The sequence below is a fragment of the Absiella sp. AM09-50 genome (assembly GCF_003433845.1).
GTDB lineage: Bacteria > Bacillota_I > Bacilli_A > Erysipelotrichales > Erysipelotrichaceae > Hoskinsella > Hoskinsella hominis.
Genome location: NZ_QVFI01000019.1, coordinates 1 through 724 on the forward strand (window position 1 = coordinate 1; position 724 = coordinate 724).

Sequence of the window (724 nt, forward strand, 5' to 3'; positions counted from 1 at the left end):
ATTCACCATCTTTCCTGGTTCTATTGTATCACAAGGCTCGTTATGTTCAAATAGGTAAATGATTTTTTCAAATTCATTTAAATTATTTTTTCCTTTTTCTGCTACAATGTGATCAATTGCTGGAAGGCTTACATATATACGGTGCATCAAAGGATTTTCATGTTCCTGTTGGCCATTATCATTACGCATAATATAACGATTGATAAGGTTATGATTACCATAAGCATAGCCACGCATAAAAATAATCTGATATACAGGTTTTAAATTTATATACTTTCCACCTTTTTTCAAACGTGAACTAAGATTTCTTGCGCCATAATACTCCCACCGAAAATAATCAGCAATCGTAGGAGCTCTTTGCATTTCGATATTGTAAAGGTTCCCATTAGAATCTTCAGCTAAAATATCTAAAATAATTTTTTTGTTGCCAAGCTGATCTGGTAATATTTCAACGTTTAAGATCGTTGATTTTACGATTTTAACACCATTGCCTATAGAATACTCACAAATATAATTGCGCATTTCCATAGAATCTAAATCATCCATACCGAAGTAGTCCTTAAAACAATAATCATTATCATAAGTAACTACAATTCTCTTTAATCTTCTTTCAAATTTCTTTTGACGCCTATTCAGGTTTTTCTTTTTGCTTTTTTTGAGATATTTCATTGTTGTCCTCTAACTTTCCAGGGTATTGTACCCTTATAATATTTACATACGTAAA

1 protein-coding gene is annotated in these 724 nt (G+C 30.9%); it reads right to left on the reverse strand.

What is annotated here, in order from left to right; genetic code table 11:
• A partial coding sequence (locus DW114_RS14640) for an Rpn family recombination-promoting nuclease/putative transposase (RefSeq protein WP_117454486.1) occupies positions 1-669 on the reverse strand: 669 nt, incomplete at its 3' end.
• Positions 670-724 lie beyond the last annotated feature (55 nt).